Source organism: Micromonospora sp. KC207, from assembly GCF_004348615.1.
Lineage (GTDB): Bacteria > Actinomycetota > Actinomycetes > Mycobacteriales > Micromonosporaceae > Micromonospora.
Genome location: NZ_SMKJ01000631.1, coordinates 1 through 570 on the forward strand (window position 1 = coordinate 1; position 570 = coordinate 570).

A 570-nucleotide genomic window follows, 5' to 3' on the forward strand; every position below is an offset into this window, starting at 1 on the left:
AGGCGAAACTGTGCCTGCTGGTCATGGTCGGCGTGCGCGTCGACGGCCGCAAGGAACTCGTCGCCCTCGCCGAGGGCTACCGCGAGTCCACCGAGTCCTGGGCCGACCTGCTACGCGACTGCAAACGACGCGGCATGCGCGCCCCGATCCTGGCCGTCGGCGACGGGGCACTCGGCTTCTGGAACGCGCTGCGCGAGGTGTTCCCCACCAGCCGGGAGCAGCGCTGCTGGTTCCACAAGATCGCCAACGTGCTCGGCGCCCTCCCGAAGTCCGCCCATCCCGGGGCGAAGAAGGCCCTCGCCGAAATCTGGAAACGCCGAGGACCGCGAGCACGCCCGCCGCGCGGTCGCCGCGTTCAAGCTCGCCTACGGCGCCAAGTTCGGCAAAGCCATCACAAGGTCGTCAACGACCTCGACGAACTCCTCGCGTTCTACGACTTCCCCGCCGAGCACTGGGTGCACCTACGCACCACCAACCCGATCGAGTCGACCTTCGCCACCGTCCGGCACCGCACCAAGGTCACCAAAGGCCCCGGCTCCAAGGCCGCCGGCCTCGCGATGGCGTTCAAGC

1 protein-coding gene is annotated in these 570 nt (G+C 68.9%); it reads left to right on the forward strand.

Translation table 11 applies throughout. The features are described 5' to 3' along the window. The coding region (locus tag E1258_RS32940) for a transposase (RefSeq protein WP_243715846.1) at positions 1-570 on the forward strand (570 nt) is incomplete at both ends.